14 protein-coding genes are annotated in these 16,370 nt (G+C 71.3%); 12 read left to right on the plus strand and 2 right to left on the minus strand.

The window, feature by feature from the left end; translation table 11 throughout:
• Nucleotides 1-31 precede the first annotated feature (31 nt).
• The 3 genes from ASD10_RS10830 (at nucleotide 32) to ASD10_RS10840 (ending at nucleotide 3,581) form a co-directional block, all read left to right on the plus strand.
• On the plus strand, nucleotides 32-520 hold the full coding sequence (locus ASD10_RS10830; protein ID WP_056608123.1) for a hypothetical protein: 489 nt from the start codon (nucleotides 32-34) through the stop codon (nucleotides 518-520).
• 47 nt (nucleotides 521-567) lie between these two features.
• Nucleotides 568-1,098, plus strand: coding sequence for an adenine phosphoribosyltransferase (locus ASD10_RS10835; RefSeq protein WP_056608125.1), 531 nt, complete (start codon nucleotides 568-570; stop codon nucleotides 1,096-1,098).
• Between the two features lie 173 nt (nucleotides 1,099-1,271).
• On the plus strand, nucleotides 1,272-3,581 hold the full coding sequence (locus tag ASD10_RS10840; RefSeq protein WP_082556148.1) for a bifunctional (p)ppGpp synthetase/guanosine-3',5'-bis(diphosphate) 3'-pyrophosphohydrolase: 2,310 nt from the start codon (nucleotides 1,272-1,274) through the stop codon (nucleotides 3,579-3,581).
• Here the strand turns inward: ASD10_RS10840 and ASD10_RS10845 are convergent.
• Both ASD10_RS10845 and ASD10_RS10850 read right to left on the minus strand, forming a co-directional pair.
• Nucleotides 3,563-4,558: a hypothetical protein gene (locus tag ASD10_RS10845; protein WP_056608127.1), complete on the minus strand. Its 996-nt coding sequence runs from the start codon at nucleotides 4,556-4,558 to the stop codon at nucleotides 3,563-3,565. The genes ASD10_RS10840 and ASD10_RS10845 overlap by 19 nt on opposite strands.
• Before the next feature lie 131 nt (nucleotides 4,559-4,689).
• Nucleotides 4,690-5,925, minus strand: coding sequence for a DUF349 domain-containing protein (locus ASD10_RS10850; RefSeq protein WP_056608129.1), 1,236 nt, complete (start codon nucleotides 5,923-5,925; stop codon nucleotides 4,690-4,692).
• A 64-nt stretch (nucleotides 5,926-5,989) separates the two neighbouring features.
• On the opposite strand from ASD10_RS10850, the gene ASD10_RS10855 reads away from it, so the two are divergent.
• The 9 genes from ASD10_RS10855 (at nucleotide 5,990) to mltG (ending at nucleotide 16,363) form a co-directional block, all read left to right on the plus strand.
• Nucleotides 5,990-6,685, plus strand: a complete 696-nt coding sequence (locus ASD10_RS10855; protein WP_056608131.1) for an MBL fold metallo-hydrolase — start codon at nucleotides 5,990-5,992, stop codon at nucleotides 6,683-6,685.
• Nucleotides 6,682-7,983 (plus strand): histidine--tRNA ligase, encoded by a 1,302-nt coding sequence (gene hisS, locus ASD10_RS10860; RefSeq protein ID WP_056608134.1) that lies wholly within the window; start codon nucleotides 6,682-6,684, stop codon nucleotides 7,981-7,983. The genes ASD10_RS10855 and hisS overlap by 4 nt, the downstream gene beginning before the upstream one ends.
• On the plus strand, nucleotides 7,980-9,797 hold the full coding sequence (gene aspS, locus ASD10_RS10865; protein WP_056608136.1) for an aspartate--tRNA ligase: 1,818 nt from the start codon (nucleotides 7,980-7,982) through the stop codon (nucleotides 9,795-9,797). Before hisS ends, aspS begins: the two co-directional genes overlap by 4 nt.
• Nucleotides 9,798-9,872: 75 nt before the next feature.
• Entirely contained in the window at nucleotides 9,873-11,237 is a 1,365-nt protein-coding gene (locus tag ASD10_RS10870; RefSeq protein WP_082556149.1) for a replication-associated recombination protein A, read from the plus strand.
• Between the two features lie 51 nt (nucleotides 11,238-11,288).
• Nucleotides 11,289-11,783 carry a hypothetical protein gene (locus ASD10_RS10875; protein WP_056608139.1) on the plus strand — a complete coding sequence of 165 codons (495 nt, stop codon included), beginning with the start codon at nucleotides 11,289-11,291 and terminating at the stop codon, nucleotides 11,781-11,783.
• Entirely contained in the window at nucleotides 11,780-12,061 is a 282-nt protein-coding gene (locus ASD10_RS10880; protein ID WP_056608141.1) for a DUF6167 family protein, read from the plus strand. Before ASD10_RS10875 ends, ASD10_RS10880 begins: the two co-directional genes overlap by 4 nt.
• Before the next feature lie 35 nt (nucleotides 12,062-12,096).
• Nucleotides 12,097-14,754, plus strand: coding sequence for an alanine--tRNA ligase (gene alaS / locus ASD10_RS10885; RefSeq protein ID WP_056608143.1), 2,658 nt, complete (start codon nucleotides 12,097-12,099; stop codon nucleotides 14,752-14,754).
• Nucleotides 14,751-15,203 carry a Holliday junction resolvase RuvX gene (gene ruvX / locus ASD10_RS10890; RefSeq protein ID WP_056608145.1) on the plus strand — a complete coding sequence of 151 codons (453 nt, stop codon included), beginning with the start codon at nucleotides 14,751-14,753 and terminating at the stop codon, nucleotides 15,201-15,203. The genes alaS and ruvX overlap by 4 nt, the downstream gene beginning before the upstream one ends.
• Before the next feature lie 2 nt (nucleotides 15,204-15,205).
• Nucleotides 15,206-16,363, plus strand: a complete 1,158-nt coding sequence (gene mltG, locus ASD10_RS10895) for an endolytic transglycosylase MltG (RefSeq protein ID WP_056608148.1) — start codon at nucleotides 15,206-15,208, stop codon at nucleotides 16,361-16,363.
• Nucleotides 16,364-16,370 lie beyond the last annotated feature (7 nt).

Below are 16,370 nucleotides of genomic sequence, written 5' to 3' on the forward strand. Positions count from 1 at the left end.
CGCCTCCGCACCCGTCGCACGAGGAGCGCGCGTGAAGATCTCCCTGGCTCTGGCCGGCATCGTCCTGATCGGCACGTCGGTCGCCGCGTGCACCGGTGGCGACGGGGGGAGCGGCGGCGACGGGGCGGACGGCGGCGCCGGCAGCACGTACTGCCAGGACATCGCCGCGGCGAGGCCGACGTTCGAGTCGCTGTCGTCCGGCGACCTGACGAAGCTCGAGGAGGGCTTCGCGACCTTCCACCGCCTCGCCGACGAGGCGCCCGACGGGCTCGAGGACCAGTGGAAGACGCTCGACGACGCCGCGACGTCCGTCGAGGAGAAGATCAAGGAGGCCGGGCTGACGTTCGACGACCTCCCCGACATCCAGTCCGGCAAGATCCCCGAGGGCGTCAGCGTCGACAAGCTGACGGCCTTCGCCGCCGACCTGCAGAAGCTCAACAACTCGGCCTTCGCCGACGCCCGCGCCGACATCTCGAAGCAGGCCAAGGACGTCTGCGACGTGAACCTCGGCGCCAGCTGACCCGACCACCGCTCACCCCTGACACCCCGACGAACGGAAGGACCCTCGTGAGCGAGCTCGACGCCGTGATCGACCGCCTCGTACGACCCATCGCCGACTGGCCCGAGCCGGGGGTGACGTTCCGCGACATCACCCCGCTGCTGGCCGACCCCGTGGCGTTCGGCGCCGTCATCGACGGGCTCGTGAGCCTGGCCGAGGAGACCGGTCCGGTCGACGCGGTGCTCGGGATGGAGGCCCGCGGCTTCCTGTTCGGCCCGTCGATCGCCCTGCGCCTCGGCGTCGGCTTCGTCCCCGTCCGCAAGGCCGGCAAGCTGCCCTCGACGTCCCTGTCGACGTCGTACGACCTCGAGTACGGCTCGGCGACGATGGAGATGCACGTCGACGCGATCCCCCCGGGCGCGCGGGTCCTGGTCGTCGACGACGTGCTCGCGACCGGCGGCACCCTGCTGGCGGCCGACGACCTCGTGCGCCAGGCCGGCGCGACGGTCGCCGGCAACCTCGTCCTCATCGAGCTCGCGGCCCTCGGCGGCCGTGAGCGTCTGGGCGCGACGGGCTGCGGCACGTTGCGCACGTACTGACCCGATCCCTACCGAAACGAGACCGCATGAACCCCCACCAGGTGCGCATCGTCGCGCTCGTCCTCGTCGCGATCCTCGTGCTCGGCGCGGCCGCGACCCTCATCGGCGAGCTGGTCTGACGCGCGCCGCGTGCACACCGTCCGACTAGACTGACAAGACAGTGAGGAGAGCGCGTGGCTGATCGCATCGAGACCCCGTCGGTCGAGTCGAAGAACACCGACTCGGTCCCCACCTCCGCGCGCGTCCGCAACCGCCTCGCCCGCATCGGCGGCAGCAAGGCCGGATCGGTCGACGTCCTCGACCCGCTGTTCAAGGTGTACCGCGCGACCCACCCCAAGGGTGAGATCACCGCGATCCAGAAGGCGTACGAGATCGCCGAGCGGATGCACGACGGCCAGAAGCGCAAGAGCGGCGATCCCTACATCACCCACCCGCTCGCGGTCGCCACGATCCTCGCCGAGCTCGGCATGACGTCGCCGACGTTGTGCGCGGCGCTGCTGCACGACACCGTCGAGGACACGCCCTACACGCTCGACCAGCTGACCGCCGACTTCGGCGACGAGGTGCGGCACCTGGTCGACGGCGTCACCAAGCTCGACAAGGTCAAGTACGGCGACTCCGCGCAGTCCGAGACGATCCGCAAGATGGTCGTCGCGATGAGTCGCGACATCCGCGTGCTCGTCATCAAGCTCGCCGACCGCCTGCACAACATGCGCACGCTGCGCTACCTGCGCCAGGACAAGCAGGAGCGCATCGCCCGCGAGACGATCGAGATCTTCGCACCGCTGGCCCACCGCCTCGGCATGAACACGATCAAGTGGGAGCTCGAGGACCTCGCGTTCGCGACCCTGCACCCGAAGGTCTACGACGAGATCGTGCGGCTCGTGGCCGACCGGGCGCCGTCACGCGGCCAGTTCCTCGAGCGGGTCACGGGCGAGGTCGAGTCCGACCTGCGCCACGTCAAGCTCAAGGCGACGGTCTCGAGCCGTCCCAAGCACTACTACTCGATCTACCAGAAGATGCTCGTCGGCGGCCGCGAGTTCTCCGAGATCTTCGACCTGGTCGGCGTGCGCATCCTCGTCGACTCGGTGGCCGACTGCTACGGCGTCCTCGGCGTGCTGCACGCCCGCTGGAACCCGATCCCGGGTCGGTTCAAGGACTACATCTCGGTCCCGAAGTTCAACATGTACCAGTCGCTGCACACGACCGTGATCGGCCCGCAGGGCAAGGCCGTCGAGCTGCAGATCCGCACGTACGCGATGCACCGGCGCGCCGAGTACGGTGTCGCGGCGCACTGGAAGTACAAGGAGGACGCCGGCGCGAAGGGTGCCAAGGGTGGCGGTGGGGGAGCCGACGCCAACGACATGCTGTGGCTGCGCGAGGTGCTCGACTGGCAGTCCGAGACCGAGGACTCCGTCGACTTCCTCGACTCGCTGCGCTTCGAGATCAACAATGCGGGCGTCTACGCCTACACGCCCCGTGGCGACCTGATCCAGCTGCCGGCCAACGCGACGCCCGTCGACTTCGCGTACGCCGTGCACACCGAGGTCGGGCACGCCTGCATCGGCGCGCGCGTCAACGGTCGGCTCGTGTCGCTGGAGTCGACGCTCGAGAGCGGCGACGTCGTCGAGGTGTTCACGTCCAAGTCGGTCGACGCCGGCCCGAGCCGTGACTGGCTCGACTTCGTGGCGAGCCCCCGCGCGCGCAACAAGATCCGGCAGTGGTTCACCAAGGAGCGGCGCGAGGAGGCGATCGAGCGGGGCAAGGACCTCATCGCCAAGCAGATGCGCAAGGAGGGGCTGCCGCTGCACCGCCTCTTCAAGCACGAGACGCTGTCGACGGTCGCCCAGGAGCTGCACCTGGCGGACGTCTCGATGCTGTACGCCGCGGTGGGCGAGGGCAACGTCGGCCCGCAGAGCGTCGTCGAGCGGGTCATCGACCTGGCCGGCGGTCGCGAGGGCGCGCAGGAGGACCTCGCCGAGGCGACGACCCTGCCGGGCATCGGCGCCCGTCGCCCGCGAGCCGAGAACCGCGATGCGGGCGTCATCGTGGCCGGCCTCGAGGGCGACGTGCTGATCAAGCTCGCGCGGTGCTGCACCCCCGTGCCGGGCGACGACATCCAGGGCTTCGTGACCCGCAGCGAGGGCGTCTCGGTGCACCGCACCGACTGCGTCAACCTGCTGTCGCTGCGCAGCCAGCCCGAACGGCTCGTCGACGTCCGCTGGGCGCCGACGGGCAAGAGCACGTTCCTGGTCGCAGTGCAGGTCGAGGGCCTCGACCGTCCACGCCTGCTGAGCGACATCACCCGGGTCATCTCCGACCAGCACGTCAACATCCTGTCGGCATCGTTGTCGACCGGTCGTGACCGCGTCGCGAAGTCGAAGTTCACGTTCGAGATGGCCGATCCCAAGCACCTGGGCCACGTCCTGAGCGCCGTCCGCACCGTCGAGGGCGTCTTCGACGTCTACCGCCTCACCCAGTGACGTCGAGGAGGGGGTTGCCGCCCCTCGACGAGGGGGTTGCCGCCCCGGGCAGGCGGCGTGTGCCCCACCGGCGCGCCGACGGCGTGATGCCCAGCAGCGTCCCCAGCTCGTGCTCGAAACGACACGTCGTCGCCGAAGATGCGCTCGCGGGTGCCGATGACCCACCGCCACCCGTAGAGGTCCGAGAGGTACGTGCGCCGCTCGCGGTCATGCTGCCGATGCCGGTCGTCGGTGTGGAACTCGCGCCCGTCGTACTCGGTGCCCACGAGGACGTCCGGGTAGGGCAGGTCGATGAAGTACGAGCGGCCGAAGTCGTCGACCACCTCGAACTGCGGTGTCGGGGGAGGGAGCCCGGCGTCCAGGATGCGAAGACGCTGCCACGACTCGCCGGGTGCCTGCGTCCTGGCGTCGACGACGGCGGCCAGGCTCCGTGCCTGCACGATGCCCCGGTATCCCTTCAGCCGGGCGACGTAGTCGATCATCTCGTCGACATCGATCAGGCCGGCGTGGGCGAACGCGTCGGCCGCCGCCAAGGCGTAGGGACGGTACATGCGGCGCAGCAGGTCGGACGCCGTGCGGAGCGGGGTCGTGACGAACAGGCCGTCGACGTACTCGACGTCGTCGGGGTCGATGATCGCCTGCCGACCCGAGCTCCCCGGACGTTCGACCCGGGCGGTGCCGTGCCGCACGAGCATGGACGGAGCGAGATCTCGGCGACGTCCGGGCGCGAAGACGTCGAGTCCGCGGACCCACGCGGCCGTCTCGTCGCAGACGATCGCGTTGTCGGGCGTGACCAGTGCCAGCGCGCGCAGACGGGTGCGGCGCGAGTCGGGCACCGCGGCATCGACGTAGACGTTCCTGAACTCGCGCCGGAGCAGGCCCTGGTCGAGGCGCAGCCTCAGCATCTTCGGGGTGAGCCCGATGGAGGGTGCGTGCTCGGTGGTGAACGGCGATCCGTCGTTGATCAGCTCCGGCATGCCGGCATGCAAGCGCATGCTCGACGTCCGGGTCCACGCCGCCGTCCACAGGCGGGCCGCGAGGGGGCAGCAACCCCCTCGTCAGGGGGCGGCAACCCCCTCGTCAGGGGCGGCAACCCCCTCGTCAGGGGTCAGGAGAAGTCGGCCTGGGCCTTCTGCGCCATCTCGAGGAAGGCCTTCTTCGAGTCGAGGTCCTGCTGCAGGTCCTTGACCTTCTTGGCGTCGCCCTTGGCCTCGGCGGCCGTGAGCTTGTCCTGCACCTCGTCGATCGCGCGCTGGAGCTTGCCGATCATGTCGTCGGCACGGGCCGACTTCTCGGGATCGGTCTTCTTCCAGACGCTGTCGGTGGCGTCCTTGACAGCCTGCTCGACGGCGCGGATGCGTCCCTCGAACTCGCCGATGCGGGCCCGCGGCACCTTGCCGGCGGCCTCCCACCGGTCGGCGATGTCGAGCCACGCCTTGCGGGCGGCGTCGACGTTCGTGATCGGCAGCAGCTTCTCGGCGTCGGCCAGGATCTCGAGCTTCTTCTCGGCGTTGACCTCGTACTCGGCGTCGAGCAGGCTGTTGGCCGCGTCGCGCGCCTCGAAGAAGGCGTCCTGGGCCGCCCGGAACTTCTTCCAGAGCTTGTCCTCGACGTTGCGGGGGGCCGAGCCGGCCTTCTTCCACTCCGTCATCAGGTCGCGGTACCGGCCGGCGGTCGGGCCCCACTCGGTGGACGACGAGAGCGCCTCGGCCTCGACGATGAGCCGCTCCTTGACGACCTTCGCGGCGTCGCGCTGCGTCGACTGCTCGCCGAAGTGGGTCTTGCGGCGTCGGGTGTAGGTCGTGCGGGCCGAGCTGAAGCGGTGCCACAGCTCGTCGTCGGCCGACTTGCTGAGACGCGGCAGCGCCTTCCACTCCTCGAGCAGGGCGCGCAGCTTGTCGGCGCCGTTCTTCCAGTCGCTGCCCGCCGCGATCCTCTCGGCGTCGTCGGCGATGCGCGACTTCTCGGTCTGCGCCTCGGCGACCTTCGCGGCGCGCTCGGCCTTGCGCTGCTCGCGCTGAGCGTCGATCGCGGGCTGGAGGGCGTCGAGCCGCGTGACGAGCGAGTCGAGGTCGCCCATCGCCTGGGCGTCGACGAGCTGGCCGCGCACCTTGGTGACGGCCTTGGCGGCGTCGTCGGGCGAGACCGTTCCGCCCTTGAGGCGCGCCTCGAGCAGCCCCACCTCGGTCTCGAGACCCTCGAAGCGTCGGACGTACAACGACATCGCCTCGGCGGGGTCGCCCCCGGGCCACTGGCCGATCAGTCGTTCGCCGTCGGTGGTCTTGACGTAGACGTTGCCGTCGTCGTCGACACGACCCCAGGGGTTCGTGGGCGCAGAACTCATGGGGCACAGTCTAGGGCGACGACTGCGTGGAGCGCGCCCGCCCGTCTCGCGTACCCTGTCGCACGTGCTTCTCACGTCTTTCCCGGCCGGTCCGCTGCAGGCGAACTGCTACTTCGTGTCGCGCGGACCGGGCGCCGGCTGCGCGATCGTCGACCCCGGGATGGATGCGATCGAGGGCGTCCGGCAGGTCGTCGCCGAGCACAACCTGCGGCCCCTCGCGGTGCTCGTGACGCACGGTCACTTCGACCACATGTGGCACGCGCAGGACGTCGCGGACGAGTACGACTGCCCCGTCTGGATCCACCCCGCCGACCGTCACCTGCTGAGCGACCCGATGGCCGCGATCTCGGGCCAGTCGGCGGCGATGCTGCGCTCGCAGCTCGGCATGCACGACCTGCCCGACTTCACCGAGCCCGCCGACGTCCGCGACGCCGTCGACGGCGCCGAGATCGAGGTGGACGGGCTGACGTTCACGGTCGACCACGTGCCGGGCCACACCCCCGGCACGGTGTTCTACCGCGTCGACTACGACGGCCCCGAGGACGTCTCGCAGGTCATGTTCTCCGGCGACTTCCTGTTCGCCGGCTCGATCGGCCGCACCGACCTGACCGGTGGCTCCCACGACCAGATGCAGGCGAGCCTGCGCGACCGCGTCCTGCCGCTCGCCGACGACGTCGTCGTGCTGCCGGGCCACGGCGGGCAGACGTCGATCGGCCGCGAGCGCGCCACCAACCCCTTCCTCGCCGAGGCCGGCGCATGAGCAAGAAGCTGTCGGGCTTCCCCGAGTTCCTGCCGCGCGAGCGGATCGTCGAGCAGCAGGTGCTCGACCACCTGCGTCGCACGTTCGAGCTGCACGGCTTCGCCAACATCGAGACGCGCGCCGTCGAGCCGATGGACGTCCTGCTGCGCAAGGGCGAGATCGACAAGGAGGTCTACGCCGTCAAGCGGCTGGCCGCCGCCGAGGGCGAGCCCGCCGAGCTGGCGCTGCACTACGACCTGACGGTGCCGTTCGCGCGCTACGTGCTCGAGAACGCGGGCCGGCTCGAGTTCCCGTTCCGTCGCTGGCAGATCCAGAAGGTGTGGCGGGGCGAGCGGCCGCAGCAGGGACGCTTCCGCGAGTTCACGCAGGCCGACATCGACATCGTCGGCCGCGACGTCCTGCCGTTCCACTTCGACGTCGAGGTCGCACGCGTCATGGCCGAGGCGCTCGCGGGCCTGCCGATCCCCACCGCGACGCTGCAGATCAGCAACCGCAAGATCCTCGAGGGCTTCTACCTCGGCCTCGGCGTCGACGACCCGACGGCCGTCATGCAGGTCGTCGACAAGCTCGACAAGGTGCCGGCCGAGCGCATCCGCGAGCTGCTGGTCGAGCAGGGTCTCGACGGCTCGCAGGCCGACCGCGTGCTCGCCCTGGCCGAGATCGTCACGACCGACACCTCGTTCGTCCAGCGCGTCGAGGCGCTCGGCGTCGAGCACGAGATGCTCGCCGAGGGCCTGTCGGAGCTGGCCCAGGTCGTCGAGGGAGCCTCGGGCGTCGAGGGCGTCGTCGTGACCGCCGACCTGCGCATCGCCCGCGGCCTCGACTACTACACGGGCACGGTCTTCGAGACGCGCCTGCAGGGGTGGGAGCACCTCGGCTCGATCTGCTCGGGCGGACGCTACGACCGTCTGGCCCAGGACCGCCGAACGACCTACCCGGGCGTCGGCATCTCGCTGGGCGTCTCGCGCCTGCTCGTGCCGCTGGCCCTGTCGGCGTCGCGGTCGGTCCCGTCAGCCGTGCTGGTCGCGGTCGACGACGAGGACACGCGGGCCGACAGCACCGCGATCGCCCAGCAGCTGCGCGCCCGCGGCATCCCGACCGAGGTCGCCGCCAAGGCCGATCGCTTCGGCAAGCAGATCCAGTACGCCGAGAAGCGTGGCATACCGTACGTCTGGTTCCCGCCGACCGCAGTCAAGGACATCCGCTCCGGCGACCAGGTCGAGGCCAGCCCCGACACGTGGACGCCTCCCACCACCGACCTCACCCCGACGATCCTCTCCAAGGAGCAACTCTCGTGATCCGCACCCATGACGCCGGAAGCCTGCGCACCGAACACATCGGCCAGCAGGTGACGCTCGCCGGATGGGTCGCCCGTCGGCGCGATCACGGCGGTGTCGCGTTCATCGACGTCCGCGAGGCGTCGGGCGTCGTGCAGGTCGTCGTCCGCGAGGAGGTGGCGCACCAGCTGCGGGCCGAGTACTGCCTGAAGATCGTCGGCACGGTGCAGCAGCGCCCGGCCGGCAACGAGAACGCCGGCATCCCCACCGGCGACATCGAGGTCATCGCCGAGGACGTCGAGATCCTCAGCGCGTCGGCGCCGCTGCCGTTCCCGATCGACGACACCGCGTCGTCGGGCGCCGGCTCGGTCGGCGAGGAGGCGCGCCTCAAGTACCGCTACCTCGACCTGCGCCGCTCCGGCCCGGCCGCGGCGATCCGTCTGCGCAGCAAGGTCAACGCCGCCGCCCGCGCGGTGCTCGAGCACCGCGACTTCGTCGAGATCGAGACCCCCACGCTGACCCGCTCGACGCCCGAGGGCGCGCGCGACTTCCTGGTGCCGGCGCGTCTGCGTCCCGGCAGCTGGTACGCGCTGCCGCAGAGCCCCCAGCTGTTCAAGCAGCTGCTGATGGTCGGCGGCATGGAGCGGTACTACCAGATCGCGCGCTGCTACCGCGACGAGGACTTCCGTGCCGACCGCCAGCCCGAGTTCACCCAGCTCGACATCGAGATGAGCTTCGTCGAGCAGGCCGACGTCCTGGCGCTGATGGAGGACATCCTGAAGCGGATGTGGTCGCTGATCGGCTACGACATCCCGACCCCGATCCCGCACATGACGTACGCCGAGGCGATGCGGCGCTTCGGCTCCGACAAGCCCGACCTGCGCATGGGCCAGGAGCTCGTCGAGTGCACCGACTACTTCAAGGACACGTCGTTCCGCGTGTTCCAGGCCGAGTACGTCGGCGCCGTCGTGATGCCCGGTGGCGCGTCGCAGCCGCGTCGCCAGTTCGACGCGTGGCAGGAGTGGGCCAAGCAGCGCGGCGCCCGCGGTCTGGCGTACGTCACGATCAGCGAGGACGGCGAGCTCGGGGGACCGGTCGCCAAGAACCTCACCGACGCCGAGCGCGACGGCCTCGCGGCGCACGTCGGCGCAAAGCCGGGCGACTGCATCTTCTTCGGTGCCGGCGCCACCAAGTCGACGCGCGGCCTGCTGGGTGCGGCGCGCCTCGAGATCGGCGAGCGCTGCGACCTGATCGACCGCGACGCGTGGGAGTTCGTCTGGGTCGTCGACGCACCGCTGCTCGAGCCGTCCGGCGACGCCGTCGCGTCCGGTGACGTCGCGGTCGGCGCGGGTGCCTGGACCGCGGTGCACCACGCCTTCACGTCCCCGCAGGACGTCGACGGCTTCGACGCCGATCCCGGCAACGCGCTGGCGTGGGCGTACGACATCGTCTGCAACGGCAGCGAGCTCGGCGGCGGGTCGATCCGTATCCACCGCGAGGACGTCCAGAAGCGGGTCTTCGCTTTGATGGGCATCGGCGAGGAGGAGGCGCAGGAGAAGTTCGGCTTCCTGCTCGACGCCTTCACGTTCGGCGCGCCGCCGCACGGCGGCATCGCGGTCGGCATGGACCGCATCTGCGCGATGCTGGCCGGTGCCGACTCGATCCGCGAGGTCATCGCGTTCCCGAAGTCCGGTGGCGGCTACGACCCGCTGACCGCCGCGCCGGCGCCCATCACTCCCGAGCAGCGCCGCGACGCGGGCGTCGACGCCCAGCCCAAGGCCGAGAAGGTCGCGTCGGGCGAGTCGCCTGACGGCGGAATCAGCCAGGCCGGCTGAGCACCGTCCGGACGCGAGTCACCACGGGACCGTGGTGAACCGCGGCGGCGGGCGGGGCGGAGATAGGGTCGGGGCATGAGCTCCGACGGGTTGTTCGACATCCCCGACACGCCTGTCGCGATGGGATCGGGCTCGGGGACGCTGAGCGGCAACACGCACTCGTCGGCGCCTCTCGCGGTGCGCATGCGGCCGCGCACGCTCGACGAGCTCGTGGGCCAGCAGCACCTGCTCGCGCCCGGCTCGCCCCTGCGGCAGATGATCGACGGCAACCAGCCGCTGACGATCCTGCTGTGGGGCCCGCCCGGCACCGGCAAGACGACGATCGCGAGCCTGCTGAGCGCGCACACCGACCGCCGCTTCGTCGAGGTCTCGGCCGTCTCGGCCGGCGTCAAGGAGGTGCGCGAGACGATCGCCGGCGCCCGGCGCGCCCTCGCGCAGAGCGGCACCGAGACGGTCCTGTTCGTCGACGAGGTGCACCGCTTCAGCAAGTCGCAGCAGGACGCCCTGCTGCCGGGCGTCGAGAACCGCTGGGTCTCGCTCGTCGCGGCCACGACCGAGAACCCGCACTTCAGCGTCATCTCGCCGCTGCTGAGCCGCAGCCTCCTGCTGACCCTCGAGAGCCTGACCGACGATGACATCGGCGTCCTGGTCGACCGCGCCCTCACCGACGAGCGGGGTCTCGCGGGCGCCGTGACGCTGACCGACGAGGCGCGCTCGCACCTCGTCCGGCTCGCCGGGGGCGACGGCCGCCGCGTGCTGACGTACCTCGAGGCCGCCGCGGGTGCCGCGACGAGCCAGGGCAAGGCCGAGATCGACGTCGAGGACGCGGCGCTCGCGGTCGACAAGGCGGCGGTCCGCTACGACCGGCAGGGCGACCAGCACTACGACGTCATCAGCGCGTTCATCAAGTCGATCCGCGGCTCGGACGTCGACGCCGCCCTGCACTACCTGGCGCGGATGATCGAGGCGGGGGAGGACCCGCGTTTCATCGCCCGCCGCCTCATGATCCACGCCAGCGAGGACATCGGCATGGCCGATCCGACCGCGCTGCCGCTGGCGACCGCGACGGCGCAGGCCGTCGCGATGATCGGCTTCCCCGAGGCGCGCATCCCGCTGGCGCAGGCCGTCATCCACCTCGCCGCGGCGCCGAAGTCCAATGCCGTCATCACCGCGATCGACGCCGCGCTGGCCGACGTCCGTGCCGGCAAGGTCGGTGCCGTGCCGCCGGCGCTGCGCGACGCGCACTACGCGGGCGCCAAGAAGCTCGGGCACGGTCACGACTACCGCTACCCGCACCACGACCCGCGGGGCGTCGTCGAGCAGCAGTACGCCCCCGACGACGTCGACGGCGCGACGTACTACGAGCCCACCGACCACGGCTTCGAGGCCCGCCTGGGCGAGCGCCTCGCGATGATCCGCAAGATCCTGCGCGACCGCTGACGCCCCCGGCCACGCAGGTCCGGCAGCCGTCCCCGCGATAGGGTCGAGGTCATGTCGGCGGAGGTGTGGATCCTCGTGGCGACCGCGGTGCTGGCCGTGGTCGCGATCGGTGCTGCCGTCGTCGCGGTCCGCGCCGTGCGGCAGATGTCCCGGGCCGCCGTCGCCACCCCCGCTGTCGACGCGCCCGCCGCGCCCGCGCAGCAGCCCGACACGACGCGCCCGCGTGCCGTGGTCGTGCACGAGGACGTCGCGACGGTCGCGCCGGTCGGTCTCGAGCCGCGGATCGTGCAGGGACGTCTCGTCGTGCCGCCGACGCAGCACCAGGTCGTCCAGGCCGCCCTCGGACGACCCGGCGTGCGCCTGTCGATCGTCGCCCACGGGCTCGCCCACGCCCTGCGCCCCGAGAGCCGCGACCGCATCTCGGCGCTGATGCGCCGCGAGTTCCGCCGCCGGCGCCGCGAGCGCCAGCAGGCCGGACGCCGTGCGGTGCGAGCCGCGCAGCCCGCGCCCCCGGCCGCCCCGTCCGACCCGTGGCTGGGCTCGTGAGCTCGCGTCTCGTCTGGTTCGTGGCCGGCACGGCAGCGGGGGTCTACACCTCGGTCAAGGCCCGCCGCGCGGCCTACCGCCTCTCGGCCCCGGGCGTCGTCGACCAGGCCGCAGCGCTCGGCACCGGCTGGCGTGAGCTCAGCGCGGAGGTGCGCGAGGGAATGCGCGTCCGCGAGCAGCAGATCGCGCACCGCCTCTCCGAGCTGCCGCCGACCGCGGCCGATCCGCCCGTCCTCGACGAGGCACCCCGCGACACCCCACCCACCCCGTCCGCCTGACCCGACTCCACACCACCAGATCTGAGGGCCACCTGATGCACACCGCGGAGATCCGCCGCCGCTTCCTCGAGCACTTCGAGCAGGCAGGACACACCGTCGTGCCCTCGGCGCCGCTGCTGTTCGACGACCCCAACCTGCTGTTCGTCAACGCCGGCATGGTGCCGTTCAAGCCGTACTTCCTCGGCCAGGAGACCCCGCCGTGGCAGACCGCGACGAGCGTGCAGAAGTGCGTCCGCACCCTCGACATCGAGGAGGTCGGCAAGACGACCCGGCACGGCACGTTCTTCCAGATGAACGGCAACTTCTCGTTCGGCGACTACTTCAAGGAGGGCGCCATCACGCACGCGTGGCGCCTCATCACGGGGTCCGTCGACGACGGCGGCCTCGGCATCGACCCCGACACGATCTGGGTCACGGTGCTGCACACCGACCAGGAGTCGCGCGAGATCTGGAAGCGCGTCGCGGGCCTGCCCGACGAGCGCATCCAGGACCGTGGCCTGCTCGACAACTACTGGCACATGGGCGTGCCCGGCCCCGGTGGACCGTGCAGCGAGATCTACGTCGACCGCGGCCCCGAGTTCGGCCCCGACGGCGGGCCGGTCGTCGACGAGGACCGCTTCCTCGAGATCTGGAACCTCGTGTTCATGCAGGAGGAGATCACCGACGTGCGGGCCAAGGACCGGTTCGAGGTCGTCGGCGAGCTGCCGAACAAGAACATCGACACCGGCATGGGCCTCGAGCGCGTCGCCTACCTGCTGCAGGGCAAGGGCAACCTCTACGAGATCGACGAGGTCTTCCCGGTGATCGAGAAGGCCTCGGAGGTCTCGGGACGCGTCTACGGCAAGGACCACGACGACGACGTCCGCTTCCGCGTCGTCGCCGACCACGTCCGCAGCGGCCTGATGCTGATGGGCGACGGCGTCACGCCCGGCAACGAGGCCCGCGGGTACGTCCTGCGCCGCCTGCTGCGCCGCGCGGTCCGCTCGATGCGCCTGCTGGGCTTCGACGACCCCGCCCTGCCGCTGCTGCTGCCCGTCAGCCTCGAGCGCATGAAGACCTCGTACCCCGAGCTCGAGGCCGACTTCCCGCGGATCGAGCAGATCGCCTACGCCGAGGAGGACGCGTTCCGGCAGACGCTCGGCAAGGGCACGCAGATCTTCGAGAGCGCCGCCGTGAAGGTCAAGGACTCCGGTGGCACGTCGCTGTCCGGCCAGCAGGCGTTCACGCTGCACGACACGTACGGCTTCCCGATCGACATCACGCTCGAGATGGCCGCCGAGCAGGGCCTCAGCGTCGACGAGGACGGCTTCCGCTCGCTGATGGCCGAGCAGCGCTCGCGCGCCAAGGCCGATGCGAAGTCCAAGAAGGGCAACCACGCCGACACGACCGTTTACCGCTCGACCCTCGACGCCAACGGCCCGACCGACTGGCTGGCGTACTCCACGCTGACGACCGAGTCGCGGGTGCAGGCGCTGATCGCGGGCGGCGCGCCGGTGCCCGCGATCCCGGCCGGCGCGATCGGCGAGGTCGTCCTCGACCGCACGCCCTTCTACGCCGAGTCGGGCGGCCAGAACGCCGATGCCGGTCACCTGCGGTGGGACGGCGGCAGCGCCGAGGTGCTGGACGTGCAGCGGCCCGTGCGCGGGCTCGTCGTGCACCAGGTGCGCGTGCTGGAGGGCGAGCTGACGCTGGACGCGACCCTCGAGGCGGCCGTCGACCCCGAGTGGCGACTGGGAGCGCGCCAGGCGCACTCGGGCACGCACGTCGTGCACGCCGCGCTGCGCGAGGTGCTCGGGCCCACGGCGCTGCAGGCCGGCTCGTACAACCGTCCCGGCTACCTGCGGCTCGACTACGGCTGGAGCGGCGGCCTGTCGCCCGAGCAGCTGCACGGCGTCGAGGAGGCCTCGAACCGTGCCCTGCGCGCCGACCTGCCCGTCACGGCGCAGACGATGTCGCTGCCCGAGGCCCGCGAGTGGGGCGCGCTGGCGCTGTTCGGCGAGACCTACGGCGAGGACGTTCGCGTCGTCGAGATCGGCGGACCGTGGTCGCGCGAGCTGTGCGGTGGCACGCACGTCGACCGGTCGTCGCAGATCGGCACCGTCGTCATCACGTCGGACGGCTCCGTCGGCGCGGGCAACCGCCGCGTCGAGGCGCTCGTCGGCATCGAGGGCTTCCAGTACCTCGCCAAGGAGCGGGACGTCGTCCGCCAGCTGACCGATCTGCTGAAGACGCAGCCCGAGGACGTGCCGGCCCGCGTCGGCGACCTGATGGAGCGGCTCAAGGCCGCCGAGAAGGCCGCCGAGAAGATCAAGGCCGCCCAGCTGCTGGGCGCGGCCGGCGACGTCGCGAGCAGCGCCAAGGACGTCGGCGGGGTGGCGTACGTCGGCCACCACGCGGCGGGTGCCGGCGGGGGAGACGTGCGCACGATCGCGCTCGACATCCGCAAGCGCCTCGCCGACCGCCCGGCCGTCGTGGTCGTGATCGGCGACGCCGGCGACAAGCCCGCGGCGGTCGTGGCGCTCAACGAGGCCGCGCAGGCCCGCGGGCTGTCGGCCAACGACCTGATCAAGGTCGTCGGCGAGCAGATCGGCGGTCGCGGCGGCGGCAAGGCCGACGTCGCGCAGGGCGGCGGCACCGACGTCGCCGGCATCCCCGCGGCGCTGGCGGCGGTCGAGGCCGCGCTGGACGCGTGAGGCGCGGACGACGGCTCGGCGTCGACGTGGGCGACGCCCGCATCGGCGTCGCCGTGAGCGATCCCGACGGGATCCTCGCGACGCCGGTCGAGACCGTCGCGGCGGGTCCGCGGGCGATCCCGCGGCTCGCCGAGATCGTCCGCGAGCACGAGGTGCTCGAGTGCGTCGTCGGCCTGCCGATGGGGCTGTCGGGGCGCGAGGGACCGGCCGCGACCAAGGTGCGGGCGTTCTGCGCCGAGCTCGCGACGGCGATCGCGCCGGTGCCGATCCGGCTGTTCGACGAGCGGATGTCGACCGTCTCGGCCGACGCGATGCTGCGGCACAGCGGACGCTCCGGGCGGGGCAAGCGCAGCATCATCGACCAGGCAGCCGCTACCGTGATCCTGCAGACGGCACTGGATTCCGAACGAACCCGCGGGTCAGCCCCCGGCGAAGCATTGAGGACTTGAGCATGAGCGACAGCGGACTCGACCTCGTCACCGGGGGACCCGACGAGCCGATCGAACCCACCGGGCCCGGACGCCGGCGCGCCGACACCCCTCCCCGCAAGCCGTGGGGGCGTCGCATCGTCGCCCTTCTGGTCGTGGTGGTGCTGGTCGGCGCGGTCGTCGTGGTCGGCGGCAAGGTCAAGGACCGCTTCTTCTCGAGCGCCGAGGACTACACGGGCCAGGGCACGGGCTCGGTGACGGTGCAGATCCCCGACGGAGCCGGCGGTCAGCAGATCGCCAACATCCTGAAGGAGGAGGGCGTGGTCAAGAGCGCCGAGGCGTTCTACCAGCTGAGCCTCAGCGACAACCGCTTCATGGCCGTCCAGGCGGGCTACTTCTCGCTGCGCAAGCAGATGTCGTCCGACGCCGCGCTGGGCGCGCTGGTCGACAAGGCCAACCGGGTCGAGGGCAAGGTCACGATCCCCGAGGGGGCGCGGCTCGACCAGGTGGTCGACATCATCGCGGCCAACACCGAGATCTCGAAGGCCGACCTGCAGGCCGTCCTCGACGACCCCACGGAGCTCGACCTGCCCGCCGTCGCCGACGGCAACCCCGAGGGCTACCTGTTCCCGGCGACGTACGAGGTCCCGCCCGGCACGACGGCCGTCGCGCTGCTCAAGCAGATGGCGGCCAAGACCGTCTCCGTCGCGACCGATCTCGACATCGGCACCCGTGCCAAGGCGCTGGGCTACACCGGCGAGCAGATCCTGACCGTCGCGAGCATCCTCGAGTACGAGGCCAACAACGACGAGGACTACGCGAAGGTCGCGCGGGTGCTCTACAACCGCCTCGACGCCGGCATGCCGCTGCAGCTCGACTCGACGGTCTCGTACGTCAGCGGCCGCAAGGGCGACGTCTTCACGACGCCCGAGGAGCGCGACGCGGAGTCGGCCTACAACACGTACCAGAACCCGGGCCTGCCCCCGGGGCCGATCGGCTCGCCCGGCGAGAAGACCATCGAGGCGGCGCTCAACCCCGCGCAGGGCAGCTGGCTGTTCTTCGTGGCCGTCAACCTCGAGACCGGCAAGACGGTCTTCTCCGACACGTTCGCCGAGCACAACCGGGCCGTCGCGCAGCTGCAGGAGTACTGCAAGACGGCACCCGAGGGCGTCTGCGGATGACCCCGTC

It is taken from the genome of Aeromicrobium sp. Root472D3 (genome assembly GCF_001426485.1).
GTDB lineage: Bacteria > Actinomycetota > Actinomycetes > Propionibacteriales > Nocardioidaceae > Aeromicrobium.